This is a genomic window from Massilia sp. MS-15 (assembly GCF_020176695.1).
Classification (GTDB): domain Bacteria; phylum Pseudomonadota; class Gammaproteobacteria; order Burkholderiales; family Burkholderiaceae_D; genus Telluria; species Telluria hydrophila.
Window position 1 is genome coordinate 31,127 of the sequence record NZ_JAIWIA010000005.1, and the last position, 22,605, is coordinate 53,731.

Annotated in this window: 16 protein-coding genes; 6 read left to right on the forward strand and 10 right to left on the reverse strand. The window is 65.0% G+C overall.

The window, feature by feature from the left end:
- The first annotated feature begins 525 nt into the window (after positions 1-525).
- The 5 genes from LCI23_RS02995 to LCI23_RS03015 all read left to right on the forward strand — a co-directional run bounded on the left by LCI23_RS02995 (position 526) and on the right by LCI23_RS03015 (position 8,427).
- On the forward strand, positions 526-3,504 hold the full coding sequence (locus LCI23_RS02995) for a TonB-dependent receptor (RefSeq protein ID WP_224943816.1): 2,979 nt from the start codon (positions 526-528) through the stop codon (positions 3,502-3,504).
- A 79-nt stretch (positions 3,505-3,583) separates the two neighbouring features.
- Complete coding sequence (locus LCI23_RS03000; RefSeq protein ID WP_224943819.1) at positions 3,584-5,143, forward strand: tryptophan halogenase family protein; 1,560 nt, start codon at positions 3,584-3,586, stop codon at positions 5,141-5,143.
- A 60-nt stretch (positions 5,144-5,203) separates the two neighbouring features.
- A complete protein-coding gene (locus LCI23_RS03005; RefSeq protein ID WP_224943823.1) occupies positions 5,204-5,914 on the forward strand; it encodes a SapC family protein in 711 nt (236 codons plus the stop codon).
- Complete coding sequence (locus tag LCI23_RS03010) at positions 5,889-6,911, forward strand: cupin-like domain-containing protein (protein WP_224943826.1); 1,023 nt, start codon at positions 5,889-5,891, stop codon at positions 6,909-6,911. Before LCI23_RS03005 ends, LCI23_RS03010 begins: the two co-directional genes overlap by 26 nt.
- Positions 6,912-6,921: 10 nt before the next feature.
- Positions 6,922-8,427: a tryptophan halogenase family protein gene (locus LCI23_RS03015; protein ID WP_224943829.1), complete on the forward strand. Its 1,506-nt coding sequence runs from the start codon at positions 6,922-6,924 to the stop codon at positions 8,425-8,427.
- A gap of 65 nt (positions 8,428-8,492) precedes the next feature.
- On the opposite strand, the gene LCI23_RS03020 is transcribed toward LCI23_RS03015, so the two are convergent.
- The 9 genes from LCI23_RS03020 to LCI23_RS03060 all read right to left on the reverse strand — a co-directional run bounded on the left by LCI23_RS03020 (position 8,493) and on the right by LCI23_RS03060 (position 20,058).
- Positions 8,493-9,797 carry a sugar MFS transporter gene (locus tag LCI23_RS03020; protein WP_224943832.1) on the reverse strand — a complete coding sequence of 435 codons (1,305 nt, stop codon included), beginning with the start codon at positions 9,795-9,797 and terminating at the stop codon, positions 8,493-8,495.
- Positions 9,798-9,812: 15 nt separating this feature from the next.
- Positions 9,813-10,787 (reverse strand): glucokinase, encoded by a 975-nt coding sequence (locus LCI23_RS03025; protein ID WP_224943835.1) that lies wholly within the window; start codon positions 10,785-10,787, stop codon positions 9,813-9,815.
- Complete coding sequence (locus LCI23_RS03030) at positions 10,784-13,282, reverse strand: glycoside hydrolase family 3 protein (protein ID WP_224943840.1); 2,499 nt, start codon at positions 13,280-13,282, stop codon at positions 10,784-10,786. Before LCI23_RS03030 ends, LCI23_RS03025 begins: the two co-directional genes overlap by 4 nt.
- A gap of 35 nt (positions 13,283-13,317) precedes the next feature.
- Positions 13,318-14,685, reverse strand: a complete 1,368-nt coding sequence (locus LCI23_RS03035) for a GH1 family beta-glucosidase (protein WP_224943847.1) — start codon at positions 14,683-14,685, stop codon at positions 13,318-13,320.
- Positions 14,686-14,772: 87 nt separating this feature from the next.
- Positions 14,773-15,819 (reverse strand): LacI family DNA-binding transcriptional regulator, encoded by a 1,047-nt coding sequence (locus LCI23_RS03040; protein WP_224943850.1) that lies wholly within the window; start codon positions 15,817-15,819, stop codon positions 14,773-14,775.
- A 77-nt stretch (positions 15,820-15,896) separates the two neighbouring features.
- A complete protein-coding gene (locus LCI23_RS03045) occupies positions 15,897-16,973 on the reverse strand; it encodes an ABC transporter ATP-binding protein (protein ID WP_224943853.1) in 1,077 nt (358 codons plus the stop codon).
- A gap of 3 nt (positions 16,974-16,976) precedes the next feature.
- Entirely contained in the window at positions 16,977-17,861 is an 885-nt protein-coding gene (locus LCI23_RS03050; RefSeq protein ID WP_374041139.1) for a carbohydrate ABC transporter permease, read from the reverse strand.
- Positions 17,862-17,890: 29 nt separating this feature from the next.
- A complete protein-coding gene (locus LCI23_RS03055; protein ID WP_224943856.1) occupies positions 17,891-18,769 on the reverse strand; it encodes a carbohydrate ABC transporter permease in 879 nt (292 codons plus the stop codon).
- Positions 18,770-18,774: 5 nt separating this feature from the next.
- Positions 18,775-20,058 carry an ABC transporter substrate-binding protein gene (locus LCI23_RS03060; RefSeq protein WP_224943858.1) on the reverse strand — a complete coding sequence of 428 codons (1,284 nt, stop codon included), beginning with the start codon at positions 20,056-20,058 and terminating at the stop codon, positions 18,775-18,777.
- Positions 20,059-20,341: 283 nt separating this feature from the next.
- Here LCI23_RS03060 and LCI23_RS03065 point away from each other — a divergent pair, with 283 nt between their 5' ends.
- The gene (locus LCI23_RS03065; RefSeq protein ID WP_224943860.1) at positions 20,342-21,568 is read left to right on the forward strand and encodes a cation:proton antiporter; all 1,227 of its coding nucleotides are present in this window, start codon (positions 20,342-20,344) and stop codon (positions 21,566-21,568) included.
- 66 nt (positions 21,569-21,634) lie between these two features.
- Here the strand turns inward: LCI23_RS03065 and LCI23_RS03070 are convergent, their stop codons facing one another.
- Positions 21,635-22,444: an alpha/beta fold hydrolase gene (locus LCI23_RS03070; RefSeq protein WP_224943862.1), complete on the reverse strand. Its 810-nt coding sequence runs from the start codon at positions 22,442-22,444 to the stop codon at positions 21,635-21,637.
- Positions 22,445-22,605 lie beyond the last annotated feature (161 nt).

Sequence of the window (22,605 nt, forward strand, 5' to 3'; positions counted from 1 at the left end):
TCAATCAAAGCGTGTTCTCCGCACATGCAGGAAGAAGCCCGGGGTTTTCAACAAGCGCTTCAAGGTGTTGCAAATCAGCCTCATTTCAACTCATACCCTCATGGAATATTCCGTTGACAATTTTTTTTGCTAACTCTAATATTCCAACAACTTGTATGGAAACGTTTCCATCCGCTGGGCAGTTTGCTTGAACAAGAACGCATCTGCGGATGCGGTACTGAGCGATTGCAGATGAACCAGCGAAATGCGCAGGCTTTACCCGCACCTCGTCAGCGAGGACATTGGCGTGGCCACATGTCCTCGCGCTGGCGCATGGAAAGGGGGCAGTGCGGCGTGCCGGAAGCCGGTCGCTGCCTGGCTAGTACGTGTCCAGAAACAGGGATGATGCAGGACGACAGCATGACGCCGGCAGCATGCGGTCTAGACCCGCCGGCGTAGGTGGTGGAGACACCGTCGGATGGGTGACGGTCATATTTAAAAAAACAGGAGAGCACCATGTATTACCCCAAGGCTAAACAGACATTGATGAGCCTGGCAGTAGCCAGCGCGTGCGCGGCATTCATGCCGGCCCACGCCCAGGATGCGTCGGGCGCCGCCACGACCACCGACCAGGCCGCCGTCACCCCGCAGGAAGGCAGTACCCCATCCACGCCGGCCGGCGTCCAGACCGTCGTCGTCACCGGCCTGCGCGCCAGCCTCGAATCGTCGATGGCATTGAAGCGCAATGCGACCGGCTTCGTCGACGGTATTGTTGCCGAAGACATCGGCAAGTTCCCGGATACCAACCTGGCCGAATCGCTGCAGCGCATCAGCGGCGTCTCGATCGACCGCACCATCGGCGAGGGCTCGAAGATCACCGTGCGCGGCGTTGGCCCCGACTTCAACCTGGTGCTGCTCAACGGCCGCCAGATGCCGACTTCGGACCTGGAAAACCGTCCGGGCCGCGCGTTCGACTTCGCCAACATCGCTTCCGAAGGGATCTCGCAGCTGCAGGTGTACAAATCGGCGCGTGCTGAAACCCCGACCGGCGGCATCGGCGCCACCATCAATGTCCTGACCGCGCGTCCGCTGTCTCGTCCCGGCCTGCAGGCCACCATCGGCATCAAGGGCGTGCACGACACCTCGGCCGAAAACATTCCGGGCGACCTCCAGCGCGGCGGCAAGATCACTCCCGAACTGTCTGGCCTGTACAGCAATACCTCGGCCGATGGCCGCTTCGGCATCGGCCTGTCGGCCAGCTACCAGGAGCGCAACCTGGGCTACAACGTGGCCTCGGTGTCGAACGGCTGGCGCGGCCCGTTCCGCGGTGATGAAAACAACTGGGGCACCATCCCCCAGCCGGGCACTGATGGTTCGGAACGCATCACCAACCGTCCGGATCCGAGCGACATCTACCAGGTGCCGCAGAACCTGAACTACGCCATGAACGGCATCCAGCGCCAGCGCACCAACGGCCAGCTGGTGTTCCAGTTCGCCCCGACCAAGGCGTTCACCACCACCCTCGACTACACCTATTCCGAGAACAAGGTTCAGACCCGCCGCAACGACGTCTCGGCCTGGTTCAACTTCGGCCCGTCGTCGAGCAGCTGGACCGACGGTCCGATCGCCGGCCCGCTGGTCTACACCGAGCTGATTCCGAATGGTACCAGCGACATCGCGATGGGCGCCGCCGACTACGCCACCAAGAGCGAGAACAAGTCGCTCGGCTTCAATGCCGCCTGGCGTGTCAACAGCGACCTGCGCCTCGAGGTCGACGCCCACCGCTCGACCGCCGAGTCGAAGCCGGACAGCCCGTTCGGCTCGAGCAACGTGCTCGGGACGGCCAGCTTCAGCCGTGGCGACACCAGCGTCGACTTTTCCAAGGACTTCCCGGTGCTGAGCATCAAGGGCGCCGATTTCGCGCGCGCGCCGCAGCAGGTCACCGGCTCGGTGTTCATGAACGGCTACGTGAAGAGCGAGGTCAAGCAGCTGCAGACCCATGCCAGCCTGAAAATGCTGGAAGCGTCCGAGCTGAAGTTTGGCGTGGCCCATACCGACGTGCACAACCGCTCGGCATTCTCGGTGCAGCAGCGCGACACCTGGGGTGGCGCCACCGTGCCGTCGGACTACCCGGCCAGCTATTTCCATCGCGAGAGCCTGCGCCAGTATTTCGATAATATCGACGGCAGCGACAACCCGAACCTGTTCAATACCTTCTATACCTTCAACTTCGACGCGGTGCGCCAGTTGGCGGCCAAGGCTTCGGGCCGTCCCGACCTGTACCTGCCGAAGAGCACCTACGATACCGACCAGCGCACTCGCGAAAAATCGAAGAGCCTGTACCTGCAGTTCAACACCGACTGGGATACCGCGCTGCCGCTGCATACCTCGGTGGGCGTGCGCTACGAGAAGACCGACATCACCTCGACCGCGCTGGTGCCGACCGCGACCGCCATCACCTGGGTGTCGCAGAACGAATTCCCGGTCACCTTTGGCCAGCCCAACTTCACTACGCTGACCGGCAAGTACCACCACCTGCTGCCGAGCTTCGACGCCGACCTCGACCTGCGCTCGGACATGAAGGCCCGTTTCAGCTACGGCGAGACCATCGGCCGCGCCCGCTATGACCAGCTGACCGGCGGCCAGGTGCTGAACACCCTGGCGCGTGTCAACGGCGGAACTGGCTTCCAGGGCAACCCGGGCCTGCTGCCGGTCAAGTCGAAGAACATCGACCTGGCCTACGAGTGGTACTACGGCAAGTCGAGCTTCCTCTCGCTCGGCCACTTCCGCAAGAGCCTCGAGAACTACGCCGGCCAGTCGAAGATCATCGCCACCCCGTTCAACCTGCGCACGCCGGTCGGCGGCGCCTACTGGAACGCGGCGCTGGCCAATGGCTGCGCGAATGCCGACACCACCTGCATCCGCAACTACATCTTCCGCAACTTTGCCGGCCGCCCTGGCGTGGCACGCGGCCCGGACGACGTCAACGGCAACGCCACCGGCGTGATCACCGGCCAGCCGAACGATCCGCTCGCCCAGTTCGAGATCACCACTTTCTCGAACCAGAAGGCGGCGCGCCTGCGTGGCCTGGAGTTCAACGTGCAGCACATGTTCGGCGCCAGCGGCTTCGGTGTGTCGGCCAACTACACGTACGTCAACTCTGGCCTGAAGTTCGACAACCGGAGCATGGGCGAGCAGTTCGCGCTGGTCGGCCTGAGTGACTCGGCCAACCTGGTCGGCATCTTCGAGAACGACAAGTGGAACGTGCGCGCGGCCTACAACTGGCGCGACAAGTTCCTGGCCGGTACCTTCGACGGCTCGGGCCCGAACCCGAACTATGTCGAAGCCTATGGCCAGCTGGACCTGAGCGTCGGCTACAACATCAGCAAGAACCTGAGCCTGCAATTCGAGGCCATCAACCTGACGGACGAGATCAAACGCATCCACGGCCGTACCGAGCGCAACCTGCTGTTCGTCGAACAGTCGGGCCCGCGCTACATGATGGCGGCGCGCTACAAGTTCTGACCGGCTCGACCGAGGCCGCGGCCCTGCCGCGGCCTTTTTCAGTTAGACTCGTCCCGCATCTGTCTTTTTGGAAACAACCATGGTGAGCACCGCCATCAGGCACGTCGTGATCGTCGGCGGCGGCTCGGCCGGCTGGCTGACTGCCGCCGTGCTGGCCTCCACCTTCCGGCAACAGGAACATGGTGGCCTGCGCATCACCCTGATCGAGTCGCCGGACGTGCCGATCATCGGCGTCGGCGAGGGTACCTGGCCTACCATGCGCGACACCCTGCGCGCGGCCGGACTGTCCGAAGCCGCGTTCTTCCGCGAATGCGACGCCGCCTTCAAGCAGGGCTCGCGCTTCGAGCGCTGGGTTACCGGCGCGGCCGGCGACCATTACTTCCATCCCTTCGCACTGCCCCAGGGCTGGGGCGATGCCGACCTTGCAGGAGCTTGGCTGGAGTGCCACCGGGACGTTCCATTCGCCGACCTGGCGACCTATCAAGCCCACCTGTGCGTGAACGGCCGCGCGCCCAAGCAGGCGGCCACGCCTGAATTCGCGGCGGTTGCCAATTACGGCTATCACCTCGACGCCGGCAAGTTCGGGCTGTTCCTGAAACAGCATTGCCTGGAGCAGCTGGGCGTGCATTACGTGCCTGACCACGTCACCGGCATCCGTTCGCACGACAATGGCGACATCGCCGCCCTGCAGACCCGGGTGCACGGCGAGTTGGCGGGCGACCTGTTCGTCGACTGCACCGGCATGCAGTCGCTGCTGCTCGGGAAGCACTACGGCGTGCCATTCCTGCCCCAGCGCGGAATCCTGTTCAACGACCGCGCGCTGGCTGTGCAAGTGCCCTACGCGCGCGAGACCGATCCGATCGCCTCGCAGACCACCTCCACCGCGCAGCAGGCCGGCTGGATCTGGGACATCGGCCTGCCGACCCGGCGCGGCATCGGCCACGTGTATTCCAGCGCGCACACCAGCGACGAACAGGCGGAGGCCGCGCTGCGCGCCTACATCGCCGCCAGCGGCGGCCCGGCCGACATCCCGGCGCCGCGCAAGCTGTCCTTCGAGCCGGGCTACCGCGAGCGTTTCTGGCACCGCAACTGCGTCGCCATCGGCCTCTCGAGCGGCTTCATCGAGCCGCTGGAAGCTTCGGCCCTCGCCATGGTCGAACTGTCCGCCGCGATGCTGGCCGAGGAAATGCCTGCCACGCGCGCCGCAATGGACATCAGCGCGCACCGCTTCAACGCCACCTTCTCGTATCGCTGGGAGCGGGTGATCGACTTCCTCAAGCTGCACTATGTCCTGAGCCGCCGCGAAGGTGAGTACTGGTGCGACAACCGCCGCGCCGAGACGATCCCGCAGCGCTTGAGCGACATGTTGGTGCTGTGGCGCCACCGCCCGCCCTCGCGCGCCGACTTCGACCGCATCCAGGAGCTGTTCCCGGCGGCGAGCTACCAGTATATTTTGTACGGGATGGGCTTTTGCCCTGAACCCGGCCTGGCCCGGCGCGAACGCATTGGCGAACCCGGTGCCGCGGCGGCGGACGGATTCTTCCGCCAGGCCGCCGACCTGACGCGCAGGATGCTGCCCGCGCTGCCGGACAACCGCACGCTCATCGCGCACATCGTGCGCCACGGGCTGCCGCGCTAGGACCGGCACGCGGCCGCGTCATGCGACACCACACCAACGATAACTGAAAGAGACAACCAGATGGCCAACCCCGTACTGCTGAACAATGTCGAGCACAAGGACCTGCGCGTGATTACCCGCCACGGCAGCGACATGGACGAGAGCCACCCCTTCGTGCCGACCTTCCCGGCCGAATTCCGCCTGCTGCAGGCCCACTATCCGATCATCTTCCGCAAGGAGACCGAGGATGCGCCGTTCGAGCCGATCGCCCTGTTCGGCTTCGAGGCCGACGAAAACCTGTTCCTGGACGAGAAGGGCTGGGACGCGGCCACCGTCCCGCTGCTGGTCGACCGCCTGCCGTTCCTGATCGGCCGCGACGGCGACGAGCTGATGATCCACATCGACCTCGACAGCCCCCGCATCAGCAAGCTTGACGGCGAGCCGATCTTCCTGCCGCATGGCGGCATGAGCCCCTACCTCGAGAGCGTGAACCAGATGCTGGTCACGGTGCACCATGGCATGGGGTCGAACGCCGCATTCGTCGCCGCCCTGGTGCAGAACGAGCTGATCGAAAGCTTCTCGCTCGACGTGACTCTGGACGACGGATCGCAGAACCGCCTGGCCGGCTTCTATACCATCAACGAGGAGAAACTGGAAGCCCTGGACGGCGCCGTGGTCGCCGAGCTGCACAAGGCTGGGTACCTGGCGCCGATCTACTACCAGCTCGCGTCGCTGTCGAATTTCCGCGCGCTGATCGACCGCAAGAATGCCCGCCGTGCTGCCCGCAGCTAAGCCCATTCGCGAACTAAGCGGCCTGACGCCGCGCGACCTCGGCCCGCAGGTTCTGGAATCCACCGAGCCGGTGGTCCTGCGCGGCCTGGTCGCGGGGTGGCCGATGGTGCAGGCCGCGCGCGCATCAAACAGCGCGGCCGACGCCTACCTGCGCCGCTTCTACCGGGACGCCACCGTCAACGCGATGCTCGGCCCGCCCGAGATCGCGGGCCGCTTCTTCTACAACGAGGCAATGGACGGCTTCAACTTCGCGCCGCTGCGGGTGCGCCTGGACAAGGTGCTGGACGAGCTGGCACGTTACCGGGGCGTCGACCAGCAGCCGGCCATCTACGTTGGCTCGACCACTATCGACACCTGCCTGCCAGGCTTCCACGACGAGAACGTCATTGACCTGGGCGGACGCGACGCGCTGGGCTCGATCTGGATCGGCAACCGCACCCGCATCGCCGCCCACTACGACCTGCCGGACAACCTGGCCTGCGTGGTGGCGGGCCGGCGCCGCTTCACCCTGTTCCCGCCCGATCAGGTCGGGAACCTGTACATTGGCCCGCTTGACCTGACCCCGGCCGGGCAGAGCATCAGCCTGGTCGATTTCCTGGCGCCTGATTTGACGCGCTTCCCGCGCTTCGCCATCGCGATGGAACATGCGCTGAGCGTGGAAATGGAAGCGGGCGACGCCCTCTTCATTCCCAGCATGTGGTGGCACCACATCCAGGCGCTGGAAGACTTCAACGTGCTGGTGAATTACTGGTGGCGCCAGTCGCCGCCCTGGATGGACACACCGATGAACGCGCTGATGCACGCATTGATGAGCGTGCGCGACCTGCCGCCGGCGCAGCGCGCCGCCTGGGCCGAATTGTTCCGCCACTACGTGTTCGAGGCGGACGTGGAAACGGCAAGCCACATTCCGGCCGCCGCACGCCGCTCGCTGGCGCCGATGGACGCCGACACCGTGCGCACCATCCGCGCCCAACTATTAAAACGAATGAATCGCTGAGGAGACCAGCATGGACAAGGGAACGAACGGAATCGGCAAGCCCATACGCCGCGTCGTGATCGCCGGCGGTGGCACCGCCGGCTGGATGGCGGCCGCCTGCATCTCAAAGGTGCTGGGCAAGCGCCTCGACATCAAGCTGGTCGAGTCCGACGAGATCGGCACCGTCGGCGTGGGCGAGGCCACCATCCCGACCCTGCTCAACTTCCACAACATCCTCGAGATCAATGAGCAGGAATTCATGGCCGAGACCAAGGCCACCTTCAAGCTTGGCATCAGCTTCGAGAACTGGCGCAACGTGAACGAGCACTACATCCACTCGTTCGGCCTGACCGGTACCGACCACTGGACCGCCGGCTTCCAGCACTTCTGGCACAAGGGCCGCGAGCGCGGCCTGGCCGGTGACTATGGCGATTATTGCCTGGAACTGCGCGCTTCCCAGGAAAACAAGTTCGCTCACCTGCCGGGCAACGGCATGAACTACGCCTACCACCTGGACGCCAGCGCCTATGCGCGCTACCTGCGCAAGTTCAGCGAGCGCTTCGGCGTGCAGCGCATCGAAGGTAAGATCGTCGACGTCAGCATCAGCGCAATGAGCGGCCAGGTGCGTTCCATCACGCTCGATTCGGGCGTGGACATCGAGGGCGACCTGTTCATCGACTGCACCGGTTTCCGCGCCCTGTTGATTGGCCAGGCGATGGGCGTCGAGTACGAGAACTGGTCCGAGTGGCTGTTCAACGACAGCGCCGCGGCGCTGCAGACCACTTCCATGGGCGATGCAGTCCCGCTCACCCGTTCGATCGCCCATCCCTTCGGCTGGCAGTGGCGCATTCCGCTGCAGCACCGGGTCGGCAACGGCATCGTGTTCTCGAGCCGCTATGTGGAAGAGGGCGCCGCGATCGAAGCCCTGCTGGGGAACATCGAAGGCGAAGCCTTGATGAAGCCGCGTGTGATCAAGTTTACGCCGGGCCAGCGCAAGCAGGTCTGGAAGGGCAACGTGGTCGCGGTGGGCCTGTCGAGCGGCTTCCTGGAACCGATCGAATCGACCAGCATCCATCTGATCCAGCGCAGCATCCTGCGCTTGATGCAGATCTTCCCGACCAGCGGCATCGTGCAAAGCGACGTCGACGAATTCAACCGTCAGGCCTGGAGCGAGATCGAGCACATTCGCGACTTCATCATCCTGCACTACAAGGTCAACAACCGGATCGACGCGCCTTACTGGCGTGACGCCCGCAACATGGCTGTGCCGGCCTCGCTCCAGCACCGCATCGACCTGTTCCGCGAGACCGGCCGCGTGTTCCGGGTCCCGAACGAGCTGTTCGCCGAAAATTCGTGGATCCAGGTGATGCTGGGGCAAGGCATCCTGCCCTACCGTCACCACCAGACGGCCGACCTGATGGGCGACCAGGAGCTGTCGCACTTCCTCGGCGGGATCAAGGCGCAGATCGACCGTACCGTGGCTGGCCTGCCTTCGCACCAGGCCTACATGGAGCGCTACTGCGCGGCCCCGAAATAGGCCAGCCGCGCAAACAAAAAACCCGCTTCGGTGAAGCGGGTTTTTTTTTACCAAATGGCCAGGATTCAGCTTGCCGTCACCGGTTGCCTGTGCAGGTTCGCGTACTTGATGCCGAAGTAGAGGATGAACAGGTAGCACACGGCCGGCACCAGGAAGGATGGCTGCAGGCCGATGGTATCGGCGAACATGCCCTGGATGAAGGGCACGATGGCGCCACCGACGATCGCCATGCACAGGATGCCCGAACCCTGGCCGGTGAACTTGCCCAGACCGTGCAGCGCCAGGCTGAAAATGGTCGGGAACATGATGGAATTGCACAGGCCGACCGCGATGATCGCCCACATCGCCAGCTTGCCTTCGCTGAAGGTGGCGGTGAGCACCAGCAGGATCGAGCCGAGCGCGGTGACGGCCAGCGACTTGCCCGGGCTGACGTAGCGCATCACGGCGAAGCCGACGAAGCGGCCGACCAGGGCACCGCCCCAGTACAGGCTGACGTACTGCGCCGCATCCGCATGGCTCAGGCCCGCGATGTTGCCCTCGCCGAGGAAGTTGATCAGGAAGCTGCCGATGCTGACTTCCGCACCCACGTACAGGAAGATCGCGACCGCACCCAGCACCAGGTGGCGGTAGGCCATGGCGCCGCCCTTGCCGTCCACGGCCGGCTTGCCGTCGGCGGAGTGGTCGATCCTGGGCAGCCTGGCCAGCGCGAACAGCACCGCCAGGATTGCCAGCGCCGCAGCCAGGCCCAGGTAGGGACCCTGCACGGCGGCGGCTTCGGCGGCCTTATGGGCGGCCTGCTCGGCGGCCGTCATGGCGGCCAGCTGGTCGGCGCTGAGGACAACCGTGGACAGGATCAGGATGCCGCCCAGCGAAGGTGCGACGGTGGTGCCGAGCGAGTTGAAAGCCTGGGTGAGCGTAAGACGACTCGATGCGGTGCGCGCCGGCCCGAGTACGGTGACATAAGGATTGGCCGCCACCTGCAGGATAGTGATGCCCGAGGCCAGCACGAAGAAGGCGAACAGGAACAGACCGTAGCCGCCTTTGGACGCCGGATAGAACAGGGCGCAGCCGGCCGCCGCGATCATCAAGCCGGTGACCGCGCCTTTCTGGTAGCCGATGCGGCGGATCAGGGCGCCGGCCGGCAGCGAGACGATGAAGTACGCGCCGAAGAAGCAGAACTGCACCAGCATCGCCTGCAGGTAGGTAAGGGTATAGATCGACTTCAGGTGCGGGATCAGGACGTCGTTGAGCGACGTGAGCAGGCCCCACATGAAGAACAGGATGGTGACGATGACGAGCGCGCCGGTGTGCGGGTTGTGCTCGGCTTCCGTGGCTGGTGCCAGTACCGGATTGGGTGCCGCGTTTTGCATGGTGTCTCCGTATTGTTATTGCATTGCTGCGATGTGGTCCGAGAGCATGGCGGATACGCCGCGCAGCGCCGGGTACTGCTCGGTGATGAGGTAGGTCGGGATGCGCGCCAGGTAGGGGCTGAGACGCCCCTTGTCCTCGAAGCGCGCGCGAAACGCGGATTCGGTAAACAGTTTACCGAGACGCGGCACGATGCCGCCGCCGATGTACATGCCGCCGGTCGCGCCCAGGGTCAGGGCGACGTTGCCGGCCACGCTGCCCAGCACCGCGCAGAAGGTCTGCACGGTCTTGATGCAGTCGGCGCAGGAACCGTCCAGCGCGGCGCCAGTGATGCTGGGCGCGTCGATACGCTTGCCGGTCAGCGCCCAGTGGATCAGCTCCAGCCCCATGCCCGACAGCAGGCGCTCGGCCGACACGTGGCCGTATTCTTCCCACAGCGCGTCTAGGATCGCCACTTCTTCCTTGCTGGATGGCGCGAAGCTGACGTGGCCGCCTTCTCCGGCCAGCGCGATCCAGCGGTTCCCGGCCGGGATCACGCCGGAGACGCCCAGGCCGGTACCGGGGCCGATCAGGCCAATGGGCCGCCCAGGTCGCCCATCCTGCAATTCGATGCCGCCGCCGATGCGCTCGCGCCCGTCGGCCGCCAGGTGCGGCAGCGACATCGCCAGCGCGGCGAAGTCGTTTACCACCAGCAACGTTTCCAGGCCCTGCTCCTGGCGCAGGCCCTCGATCGAGAAGCTCCAGTGGTGGTTGGTCATGCTGACCCGGTCTTCCTCGACCGGATTGGCGATCGCGATTGCGGCATGGTGCACGCCCTCGACAGCAAAGCCGCGCGCGGCGGCCTTGCCGAGGTAGGCCTGCATCGCCGCGCCCAGCGTCGGGTAATCGGCGCAGGCCAGCACCTCGATGTCGTCGAAGCCCGCGCCCGACTGCAGGGCGAAGCGGGCGTTGGTGCCGCCGACATCGGCCAGCAATTTCAGGCTGCCGCTCATTTGAGTTCCTCGCAGCGCACAGCATCCGGTTCGCTTGCGGCGCCGCCGGCGATCTCGATGTTGGTGAAGGCGGCGGCGAAGGCGGCATCGCTCGCCATGCTGAACGGCGCATCGACCTTGGAAAGATCCGTGCCCTTGGCCCTGAAGCAGCTCAGCGGAATCCTGACGGTCTGCTTGCCCTTGCCGGCCAGGCGCTTGAACAGGGCCGTGGTATCCAGGACCCCGCTGCCCATCGCCATGCTGACCTTGCCGGCCGGCGCCCTGTACACGATGGTATCGAAGCGCAGCGCCGCGTTGGCGCTGGCGCTTGGGGGCAGCACCATGGCGCGGGCACCGCGCGCCTCGACGGTGGCCGGCCCGGACCAGGTCACCAGCTTGGCGTCCTGCTGGGTATTGACCTGCGAGGTCTGCACCGTCACACCCGGCAGGGTGAAGGTCGTATTCAGGTCGGCGCCCAGGACCAGCTGCTGGGAACCGCTTCGGATGGTCAGCGGGAAGCTGGCGCGGTCGGACTGGCTGAACACCGGGAAGCTGTTGCTGACGCCGCAGCCGCCGGCCGGGTAGGTCGCATCCAGCTTGCCTACCCTGGATCGCGTGGCCGCCTTCAAGCCGTAGCCATAGGCGAACAGCGGCGCGTAGTTCTTGTCGCCGACATTCAGATCGCTCTGGCAGGCCGACTTCGGCCACGAGAACGGCAGCTTGCCGGTGAATTCATGGCGCTTGGGACCGGCCACCAGGAGGTCGGACACACCCTTGCCCTCGGTGCCCGGCAGCCAGGCCGCCACGAACACGTCCGAGAGGTTGAGCAGGTCGTTCACGTAGAGCGGACGGCCGGAGATGAACACGGTAACCACCGGCTTCCCCTTGCCGGCTACCGCCTGCAGCACGGCCAGGTCTTCCGGATAGCGGCTCGAATGGCGCAGGGTGCCGTTGGGGCCGATGTCGCCGTCGCCTTCGGCATACGGGCGCTCGCCGATCACCGCCACCACTGCATCGAACTGCGACACGTCCACGCCCTTGGCGTCGATGCTGAAGCTGACCTTGTCCTTGCCTGCCGCTTCGCGGATGCCGGCCAGGATCGTGTCGGCGTTCGGGAAGTCGGCATTGGTCGTGGCCGTGCCCTGCCAGGTGATCGACCAGCCGCCGGACTGGTTCGACAGGTCGTCCGCGCTCTTGCCGACCACCAGGATCTTCTTGCCGCGCGCGATCGGCAGCGCCAAGCGGTCGTTCTTGATCAGGACCAGCGATTCGCGCACCGCGCGGCGGGCCAGCGCGCGCGCCTGCATCGCATCGTCCTTGCCCGCATAGGCATTCTGCGACGGACTCTTGTCGAACAGGCCGGCGCGCAGTTTCACGCGGATGATGCGGCTGACCGCATCATCCAGGCGTGACATCGGTATCTCGCCGCTCTCGACCTGCCTGATGGTGTTGGCAATAAAGGCCTTCCAGTCGTCGGGCACCATGACCATGTCGTTGCCGGCATTGATCGCGGCCGCGCAGCTGTCGTTGCTGCAGCCTGGCACTTCGCCGTGCCCGTTCCAGTCGGTGACGACGAAACCGTCGAAGCCCATTTTCGTTTTCAGCACGTCGGTCAGCATGGCGCGGCTGCCGTGCATCTTGCCGTAGTCGGTGCCGCCCGCCACGTCGTTCCAGGAGTTGAACGAGGACATCACGGTCTGGGCGCCCGCCTGCAGGGCAGGGTAGTAGCCGGCGCCGTGGATGTTGACCATCTCGGCCTTGGTCGACTTGTTGACGCCGCGGTCCTTGCCGTGCTCGGTGCCGCCGTCGCCGATGAAGTGCTTGGCGGTGGCGATGGTGTTGGCGTCGTTCTTCAGCGCGCCCTGCATCCCCCGCACGTAGGCGCCGGCATAGCTGGCGACAACTTCCGGATGCTCGGCATAGCTTTCGTAGGTGCGCCCCCAGCGGTCGTCGCGCACCACGGCCAGGGTCGGGCCGAACACCCAGGCGATGCCGCTCGCGCGCGTGGCTTTCGCCGTGGCCGCGCCGATCTCTTCGAGCAGCTTCGGATTGCGCGCCGCGCCCAGGCCGATGTTGTGCGGGAAGAGGGTGGCGCCGAATACGTTGTTGTGGCCATGGACCGCATCCGTGCCCCACACCACCGGCACCTTGATCGCCATGTCGGTGGCCATCGAGGCCTCGTAGTAGCGCTGGGCCAGCGCCAGCCACTCGGCGGCCCTGGCATGCTTGTTGTTGTTCGGCCAGCTGCCGCCGCCGTTCAGGACCGAGCCGAGGTAGTAACGCCTCACGTCTTCCGGGGTGACGGTCTTGATCTCGCCCTGGGTGATCTGGCCGACCTTTTGCGCCAGCGTCATCTTGCCGACGATCTCGCGCACACGTTGCTCGATGGCGGCATCCTTGCCGATGGCGCTGCGGACCTGAGGCCAGTCGGCCAGGGGCGTTGCCGCATTGGCGGTCAGGGGCAGGGCGAGCGCGATGGCCAGCGCCAGAAGCGGGTTGCGAAGCTTGGGTGTCATGGGTCGTCTCGCTATCTTGTTATGTTGTGCAGGTCTTATTCGCCGCGCAGGAAGGAGCGGTACCACTTGCCGCTGCCCTTCAGGCGGCGCTGCTGGGTGGCATAGTCGATGTGGGTCAGGCCGAAGCGCTTGAGGTAGCCCTCGGCCCATTCAAAGTTGTCGAGCAGGCTCCAGGCGAAGTAGCCTTTCACCGGCACGCCGTCCCCGATTGCCGATTTCAGGGTGGCGAGATGGCGCATCAGGTAGCGGCGGCGCTCGACGTCGTCGATCTCGCCTGCGCCGTCGACTTCGTCCGCGTAGCAGGAACCGTTTTCGGTGATGTACATCGGGCCCGGGTGGTAGTCCTTCTCGATGCGCAGCAGCAGTTCGGCCAGGCCCTGCGGCGCCACCTCCCAGCCCATGTAGGTGGTCTCGGCGCCGGGTGGCGGCGGCAGCACGCGCGCGCCCAGGGGCGCATGGCCGGGGGCATCCTGGATGGTCTCGGGGAAGTAATAGTTCACGCCCAGGAAGTCGGTCGGCACCGCGATCGCTTCCAGGTCGCCCGGCAGGACGACCGGCGCGGCGTCGCCGATGGCATCCAGGGTCGCCTGCGGGTAGCCGCGGCCGTAGAGCGGGTCGAGGAACCAGCGGTAGCGCAGGCCGTCGTGGCGCTCGGTGGCGGCGATGTCCTCCGGTTTGCTGGATGCAGGGCGCACCGGATGCAGGCTGAGGGCGATGCCGGCCCTGGCATTGGGCACGTTGGCGCGGATCAGCGGCACCGCCTTGCCGTGCGAGAGCAGCACGTGGTGTGCCACCTGCAGCGCGGTCTTGAAATCGGTGTTGCCGGGTGCATGCCAGCCTTCGAAGTTGCCGATGATCGATGTGCACCATGGTTCGTTGTGGGTGATCCAGTGCTGTATGCGGTCGCCAAGGCGGCGCGTCATCGCATCCACGAAAGCGAGGTAGGCGTCCACGGTGGCGCGTTCGTTCCAGCCGCCGCGGTCCTGCAGAAACTGCGGCAGGTCCCAGTGGTACAGCGTGGCCCAGGGCTGCAGGCCGCGCTCCAGCATGCCGTCCACCAGGCGGGAGTAAAAATCCAGGCCCTTTGGATTCGGCTTGCCGCCCACTTCGGAGAAGATGCGCGGCCAGGCGATCGAGAAACGGTAGGCGTTCAGGCCCATGTCGCGCCCGATGTCGAAATCTTCCGGCCAGCGGTGGTAGTGGTCGCACGCGACCAGGCCGCTCGAGCCATCCTTGATCTTGCCGGGGGTGGCGGCGAAACGGTCCCAGATCGACTCGACCCGGCCGTCTTCCCGGCCTGCACCTTCGATCTGGTAGGAAGAAGTCGCGCAGCCCCACAGGAAGTCGGGGGCGAAATCGCCGCGCGTCGGAGTCTTGGGCTCGGGTCGGTTGGTTATCGTCATGATGGGTCTGGTTGAATCGTTACGCTAGGATATTTGGAAAGCTTTCCAATTGCAATCTAAAAAAAAGAGGCCGGCAAGCGGCCCAGCCTATTTTTTCCTGCTCCGCGTGGCTTTGCCGGAGCTGTCGCTCGGCGCCTTTCCCAGCGAAGCGCGCAGCGTGACGCTGACCGGGAATGTGCGGGTGACCGGGCGCTGCAGGTCGTAGCAGCGGTTGAGCAGGGCATTCAGGCCGTTGAGTGTCATCTCGCGCCATGGCATGTGCACCGAGGTCAGGCGCGGCGCCGAGAAGGCGGCGCTGGGTGTATCGTCGTAGCCGATCACCGACAGATCGCGCGGCACGCTGATGCCGGCTTCCTGGAAATAGGCCAGCGCGCCGACCGCCATCTCGTCGTTGGCGCAGAACAGGGCAGTGCACCTGGTGCTGGAGTCGATCAACGCCTTCGCCGCCGACCAGCCGCCCTGGGGCGAGAAGTCGCTCTCGAGCGTCCAGACCTTGCTGGTGTCGATGCCATCGGCTTCCAGTTCGCGCATGAAGCCGTCCACCCGCGCCACGTTATCGGCCAGCGCCGCCGGTCCGGAGATCACGGCGATGTCGCGGTGCTTGTAGTCGAGCAGGGTGCGTGCGGCCAGGCGTCCGCCGAGCGCGTGGTCGACCGTGAAGCACTGCTCGGGAATCTGGCTGAACTCGTGGTTCAGCGCCACGATCTGGTTCTGCTTGCCGCCAAGGGTGGAAAGGTCGTCGTCGGTCAGGGCACTGGTCATCATGACGATGCCGTCGCAGCCGCGTTCGATCAGGAATTCGATGCCCTCGATGGCCTGGCGCCGTGCGTCGCCGAGGCCAACGCCGAAGGCCACCACCATGTGCAGCCCGGCGGCGCGCAGCTCGGTGTCGATGATCTGCAGGATCGGCGTGTAAAAGGTGCCGGAGAGGACCGGGATGTAGACGCCGACCATGCGGCTGGTACCGGACAGCAGCGCGCGCGCCGCGTGCGAGGGGCGGAAGCCCAGCTCGTCGATTGCCTTGCGCACGCGGGCCAGGGTCGCCGGCGACACCGAGCCCTTGCCGCTGACCACGCGCGAAGCAGTACCGAGACCCACGCCAGCCAAACGCGCTACGTCCTTGATGGTTGCCACTGACGATCCTTGTCCTGTTGTTTAGTTAGCGATGAACACTGAAGCATACTGCATTGACGAAGTACTGGCACCTGTCTTCAGAGCCGTTTGCCGTCGGTCGGGTCGAACAGCGAGACCCGACCGACATCGATACCGAAGCGCACCGCCTGCCCGACGCGCAATGGCCTCGGATCGTGCACGATGCTGGCCAGTTGGTGACCGCCGCAATCCAGCCACACGACCTGGTGGTTCCCCATCGGTTCGACCAGGGTCACGTCGGCGTGCAGCATGCCATCCGCCGTCAGGTGGATGTCTTCCGGCCGCACGGCAATGGTTACCGGGCCCGGCGGCGCGATGCAGTCCGGCGCCAGGTCGAGCATCAGCGCGCCGGCGCTAAAACGGCGCTTGGTACTGTTGGCCGTGTGCAGCTCTCCTTCCAGGCGTCCGTCGACGAAATTCATCGAGGGTGAGCCGAGGAAGCCGGCGACAAAGCGGTTGGCCGGTTTCTCGTAGACCTCGCCCGGGGTGCCAATCTGCTGGATGCGGCCGCCCTGCATCACGACGATGCGGGTGGCCAGGGTCATCGCCTCGGCCTGGTCGTGGGTCACGTAGATCATGGTCGAGCCCAGCGTCTGGTGCAGCAGTTTCAGTTCGCGCCGCAGTTCGGCGCGCAGCTTGGCGTCGAGGTTCGACAGCGGCTCGTCGAACAGGTAGACGCCCGCTTCGCGCACCAGCGCGCGGCCGATCGCCACGCGCTGGCGCTGGCCGCCGGAGAGCTGGGCTGGCTTACGGTCCAGCAGGGCTTCCAGCTGCAGCATTTCCGCCGCCTTCCGCACGCGCCGCCCGATCTCGGCCTTGGGTGCGCCCGAAATGCGCAGGCCGAAGGACATGTTCTTCTCGACCGTCATGGTCGGGTACAACGCATACGACTGGAACACCATGCCGATCCCGCGCTCGCTCGGGTCGGCATGGCTCATGTCGCGCCCGCCTATCTCGATGGCGCCGCCGGCCAGGTCGATCAGGCCGGCGATGCTGTGCAGCAGGGTCGACTTGCCGCAGCCCGAAGGACCGAGCAGGACCAGGAACTCGCCCGGTTCGATGTGCAGGTCGAGGTCGCGGATGACCTGGTTGCTGCCGCGGGTGATGCAGAGCTTGCGCAGGACGACGTTGGACATGGCTTAACCTTTCACCGCGCCGGCGGCGATGCCGCGCACGAACCAGCGTCCGGAGATGAAATAGACCGCCAGGGGCACGCTTGCCGTCAGAATGGTCGCGGCCATGTTGACGTTGTACAGACGGATGCCGGTGGTGGTGTTGATCACGTTATTCAGCTGCACCGTCATCGGCGCGTTGTCACGGCCCGCGAACACCAGGCCGAGGATGTAGTCGTTCCATACGCCGGTGACCTGCATGATGGCGGCCACCACCACGATGGGCAGCGACATTGGCAGCATCACCTGCAGGAAGATGCGCCAGAAGCCGCCGCCATCGATGCGCGCGGCCTGGAACAGCTCGTGCGGCACCGAGGCATAGTAGTTCCGGAACAGCAGCGTCATGATCGGCATCCCGAAGATGACGTGCACCAGCACGATCGCCGGCAGCGAGCCGAACACGCCGGCACGCGCCATCATCCACACCAGCGGATAGATCATGACCTGTACCGGGATGAAGGCGCCGGCCAGCAGCACCCCGAACAGCAGATTCGCGCCGCGCGGCTTCCAGAACGACAGCGCATAGCCGTTGATGGCGCCCAGCAGTATCGGGATAAGGGTGCTCGGCACCGTGATCGCCACCGAATTCCAGAAGCCGCCGCTGACCTGGCTCCAGGCATTCCGCCAGGGCTCGACCGTGGCCGCCAGCGGCAGGGCGAACACGTTGCCGTTCCTGATCTCGTCCATCGGCTTGAAGGAGGTGATGATCATGACATACAGCGGCAGCAGGAAGTACAGCGCGGCGCTGAACAGGAAAGCGTAGACGCCGATGCGGGCCACCGACAGGCGCTTTCTGCGCATGGCCGGCGCCGCGGGTGCCGCGGGAATGACAGGACGGGTGTCGAAGGACATGCTTGGCGTGACCTGCAGCGTGGGTGGGCTCATGCGCGTTTCCTCCGGCTGCGTGCGTAGGCATAGGGCGCCAGCAGGGCCAGTACCGGAATGAGCAGGGTGACCGCGCCGGCCGAGGCCAGCCCGATGTTCGAACGCAGGAACAGGTGGTCCATGATGAACTTGGCCGGCACCTCGCTGGCGATTCCCGGCCCGCCGCCGGTCATCGCGACCACGGCGTCGTACAGTTTCACGACGGCGGTGCACAGCAGCAGGAACACCGTGGCGATCGTCGGACCGAGCATCGGCAGCACGATCTGCAGGTAGACCCGCCACGCCGGAATGCCGTCCAGGCGGGCGGCTTTGTAGATCTCCGGGTCGACGCCGCGCAGGCCGGCCAGCATCATCGCCATCACCAGGCCCGAGGCCTGCCAGACGGCGGCGATCACGATGGTGTAGATGACCATGTCCTGGTCGATGATCCAGTCGAAGCTGAAGTGCGGGAAGCCGAACTGGCGCACCGCGCCTTCGATGCCGCTGCCCGGCGCCAGCATCCACTGCCAGACCAGGCCGGTGGCGATGAAGGACATCGCGTACGGATACAGGAAGACCGTGCGCAGGAAACCTTCGCCGCTGACGTTCTGGTCGATGAATGCGGCCAGCAGGAAGCCCAGCACCATGCAGGCGAGGATGAACAGGGCGCCGTAGACGGCCAGGTTGTTCAGTGAGATCAGCCAGCGCTCGTTGTCGAACAGGCGGATGTACTGGGCCGCGCCGATATAGTTGCTTGATGCGAAGGTGCGGGAAGCGGTGAACGAAGTGCGGAAGGTCCACAGCGCCGCGCCGAGGTAGGCGACCAGCACGGTCAGCGCCATCGGGATCAAAGCGATGTGAGAACTGATCTTGTGGGTGCGGAGCTTGGCCAGCATGGCGTTCAGTATTTGAGTGCGTTGGCGATGCTCTTCTGGGCCCGTTCGGCCGGCATGGCCGTGTTCCAGTAGGCGGTCAGCACGTCCTGCATGGCGCCGTTCTGGTCCGGTGTCAGGTAGATCTCGGTCACGCCGGCCTGGCGCGCGCGGTCCTTCATGATCTCGATGCCCCTCCGGGCGCACAGGTCGAGCGCCGAGGCATCGACATCAGGGCGTGCCGGGATCGAGCCTTTCAGCTTGCTGAATCTCACCTGCAGGTCGGGCTGCGAAACCACCTTGGCCAGCAGCTGCTGGGCGCGCACGACGTGGCCGTTCTCGGTACGCGGGAACACGAACACGTCGCCCTGGATCAGGTAGGGCGTGCTGGCGCTGAAGCCCGCCATGCAGCCGTAGTGCTGGCCGGCGCTTTGTCCCGCGTTGGTAAATTCGCCCTTGGCCCAGTCGCCCATCACCTGGAAGCCGGCGCGGCCAGCGATGACGAGGGCAGTGGCGTCGTTCCAGTTGCGGCCCGGCGAGCCAGCGTCCACATAGGATTTCAGGCGCTTGAATGCCTGCAGCACCTTGCGGAATTCGGGACCGAGGAGGGTAGCCTGGTCGCGGTCGCGGATCGCCTTCAGGTACAGCTCCTTGCCCCCCATGTTGGCCAAAATCGCCGAGAACAGCACGGTCTCCTGCCACGACTGGCCGCCGTGGGCGAGCGGGATGATGCCAGCCGCCTTGAGCTTGTCGAGGGCGGCGAAGAATTCCTCCATGCTGGCCGGTTCCTTGGTGATGCCGGCCTTCCGGAAGGCCGACTTTGAATACCAGAACCAGGTCTGCATGTGGATGTTCAGGGGCACCGCGTAGTAGTGGCCCTGCACCTTGATCACGTCGATGATCGGCGGGGGCAGCGTCTGGTCCCAGTTCTGGGCCCGCGCGATGTTGTCGACGTTGTTGAGCATTCCCGCTTCGATCACGTCGAGAAACTGCTTGGAAGTGTTGAACTGGGCCGCAGTGGGCGGGTTGCCGCCGACGATGCGGTTGATGGTGACGGCGCGCGACTGGTCGCCGCCGGCGATTGCGGTGTCGATCCACACGCCGCCCGCATTGCGGTAGGCCTGGGCCACCTGCTTGACGGCGGCCGACTCGCCGCCTGAAGTCCACCAGTGGATGACTTCCGCCTTGGGCGCCGCGCGGACGGATGCATACGTGGAAGCACGCGCGGGAACGGCTGCCGTCAGGACGGCGGCCGCCAGGGCAAGGGCGAGCCCTGTGAGGGCCGCCGCCGGGGGGCGTGCTGATGTGAACATCGTGTCTCCGTGTGCGCCGCTCTCTTTCGCTACGTCTCCCATGATTTGGAAACGTTACCAACGGCTTTGCCGGACTATAGCATTGGGTGAAATCAGGGTCAAACAAATATTGCAATCCAGATTCTGACACACTCCGATGCCTGTCAACCGTGTTTTCGCGTGCATCCTACGCTGACAAAGGAGGCTGCAGGCTCTCGTGTACTTGGTGGGATAGGCTGTGGTATCGTTTCCAAATGTTGCATACAGAACAGCCACGAGAGCAACAGCGAGTTCAGGAGACGAGATGAATACGACCGAGGTTTTCCTCATAGCGATGCTGCTGATTTTTGTCGCCCCTTATCTGGTGTGGCGACTCGGAAAAACCGACTATGTTGCGCCGTTGGCAGTGGTCCAGATCATCATGGGCGTCCTGCTCGGGCCGGGCATTCTGGGGGCCGTCTATCCCGACTATCACAAGTTCGTATTCAACCCCGACGTCGTCAAGACGCTGAATGGCATCGCCTGGTGGGGCGTGATGCTGTTCGTGATGCTGGCCGGGATCGAACTCGACCTGAAGAAGGTATGGCAGTACCGCCGCGAGAGCGCGACCGCCGCCGGCCTGTCGCTCGGCATGCCATTACTCTTCGGCTGCGGTGCGGCCCTGGTGCTGGCGGGCTACCAGGGCTGGATGGGCGCCCAGGCCGCCGAGTGGCAGTTCATGCTCGGCATCGGCATGGCTTGCGCGGTGACGGCGCTGCCGGTGCTGGTGCTCTTGATGGAAAAACTCGACATCTTGCGCCAGCCCATGGGCCAGCGCATCCTGCGCTACGCCAGCCTGGACGACGTCGCGATCTGGGGCGTGCTGGCGCTGATCATGCTCGACTGGGAGCGCGTTGGCCGCCAGCTTGGTTTTCTCGTGGCATTCGGCGTGTTGACCATCCTGTTCCGTCGCCTGATGCTGCGCCTGCCGCAGAATGACCGCTGGTATGTCGCCCTGATCTGGCTGATCGCCTGCAGTTTCGGCGCCGACTGGGCCGGTCTGCACTACATGGTCGGCGCCTACCTGGCTGGCGTTGTCATGGATGCGGACTGGTTCGATCGCGAACAGCTCGATGGACTGTTCAAAAACGTGCTGCTGGTGCTGATGCCGGTGTTCTTCCTGAGTACTGGACTGCGCACCAAGTGGGATATGGGCAGCTATCCGGTGTTCTTCGTGGCCGGGCTGCTGCTGCTCGCTTCGGTCGGCGGCAAGCTGGCCGGCGCCCACATTGCGGGCAAGGCGCTGGGCTGGAAGAAAGGCGAGGCCACGATTATCGGCTGGCTGCTGCAGACCAAGGGCCTGATCGAGATCATCTTTGCGAACATCCTGCTGGACAAGCAGATCATCACCAGCGAGATGTTCACAGCGCTGCTGTTGATGGCGGTGTTCAGCACCATGCTGACAGTTCCGGTTGTGCATCCGAAGCTGAATCGGACGCAGAACCGGGGGCTGGTAGAGCAGGCCACTTCCCAGGCGCATCGGCGGCCGTGATCAGCAATGCGCAGGCGGCATCGTCGAACAGCAGCTCGCTGCCGGGGAGGGCAGGGGACACGGCATTCAGCGCAGGGTCTGCGCCAGGAAGTCGTCGATCGCGCGTGAACTCTTGGTGGGTGCGCTCATGTGCGGGCAGTGGCCGACGTTCTCGATGATGTGCAGGCGGCTGGCCGGCAGGTGGCGGTGCAGGAACTCGCCCACGGCAAGCGGCGCCACCAGGTCGTCGCTGCATTGCAGGATCAGGGCCGGCACGCCCGACTTCGGCACGTCCGCGCGGTGGTCGGAGGTAAAGGTGACGCGGGCGAAGTGCTTGGCGATGTCAGGATCGTTGCGGCAGAAGCTACTGGTCAGTTCCTCGCGCAGGTCGGGCCGGCTGGGCGCGCCCATGATGGCGGGCGCCATATTGCTCGACCAGCCGAGGTAGTTCGCATCCATCGTCTCCAGCAGTTCCTCGATGTCCTCGTGGCTGAAGCCCCCGACGTAGTCGCCGTCGTTGATGTAGCAGGGCGAGGGGCCGACCATGACCTGGGCCGAAAGCGCTTCCGGCGCCTTGATCGTGGCCAGCAGGCCGATCATGGTACTGACCGAATGGCCGATGAACACCACCGGGCCGGTCGCGAAGGCGTCGATGATCTCGAGCAGGTCGTCGGCGTAGCCGTGCAGGCTGCCGTATTTGGTGCGGTCGTAGGCGCCCAGGTCGGAGCCGCCACTGCCAACCAGGTCGAAGGACACCGTGCGGTAGCGGTCCTGGTAGACCGGCGCCAGGAAGCGCCACATGGTCTGGTCGCAGCCGAAGCCATGGGCGAACACCATGGTGGCCGGGCCATCCCCAGTCACACGAACGTTGTTGCGTTGCTGGATACGGGAGCTCATCGGAGGATAATGAAAAAACATTAACACGGCGATTATAGCCAGTTAATGCCATGCGTAACCGCTCACCTGACCCTCACTGTCCTGTCCTGGAAATTGTTGGAAGACTCAGCGAGCGTCAACGGCCTGCACCGACGCACAGGCCGTTCTGCCGAGCAATGAAG

Bases quoted from the DNA above. Each gene is read 5' to 3' on its own strand.
- LCI23_RS03000 (WP_224943819.1), top strand. From the start codon at position 3,584: ATGGTGAGCACCGCCATCAGGCACGTCGTGATCGTCGGCGGCGGCTCG.
- LCI23_RS03010 (WP_224943826.1), top strand. From the start codon at position 5,889: ATGCCCGCCGTGCTGCCCGCAGCTAAGCCCATTCGCGAACTAAGCGGC.
- LCI23_RS03030 (WP_224943840.1), bottom strand. From the start codon at position 13,282: ATGACACCCAAGCTTCGCAACCCGCTTCTGGCGCTGGCCATCGCGCTC.
- LCI23_RS03025 (WP_224943835.1), bottom strand. From the start codon at position 10,787: ATGAGCGGCAGCCTGAAATTGCTGGCCGATGTCGGCGGCACCAACGCC.
- LCI23_RS03060 (WP_224943858.1), bottom strand. From the start codon at position 20,058: ATGTTCACATCAGCACGCCCCCCGGCGGCGGCCCTCACAGGGCTCGCC.
- LCI23_RS03035 (WP_224943847.1), bottom strand. From the start codon at position 14,685: ATGACGATAACCAACCGACCCGAGCCCAAGACTCCGACGCGCGGCGAT.
- LCI23_RS03045 (WP_224943853.1), bottom strand. From the start codon at position 16,973: ATGTCCAACGTCGTCCTGCGCAAGCTCTGCATCACCCGCGGCAGCAAC.
- LCI23_RS03055 (WP_224943856.1), bottom strand. From the start codon at position 18,769: ATGCTGGCCAAGCTCCGCACCCACAAGATCAGTTCTCACATCGCTTTG.
- LCI23_RS03005 (WP_224943823.1), top strand. From the start codon at position 5,204: ATGGCCAACCCCGTACTGCTGAACAATGTCGAGCACAAGGACCTGCGC.
- LCI23_RS02995 (WP_224943816.1), top strand. From the start codon at position 526: ATGAGCCTGGCAGTAGCCAGCGCGTGCGCGGCATTCATGCCGGCCCAC.
- LCI23_RS03070 (WP_224943862.1), bottom strand. From the start codon at position 22,444: ATGAGCTCCCGTATCCAGCAACGCAACAACGTTCGTGTGACTGGGGAT.
- LCI23_RS03015 (WP_224943829.1), top strand. From the start codon at position 6,922: ATGGACAAGGGAACGAACGGAATCGGCAAGCCCATACGCCGCGTCGTG.
- LCI23_RS03065 (WP_224943860.1), top strand. From the start codon at position 20,342: ATGAATACGACCGAGGTTTTCCTCATAGCGATGCTGCTGATTTTTGTC.
- LCI23_RS03020 (WP_224943832.1), bottom strand. From the start codon at position 9,797: ATGCAAAACGCGGCACCCAATCCGGTACTGGCACCAGCCACGGAAGCC.
- LCI23_RS03050 (WP_374041139.1), bottom strand. From the start codon at position 17,861: ATGTCCTTCGACACCCGTCCTGTCATTCCCGCGGCACCCGCGGCGCCG.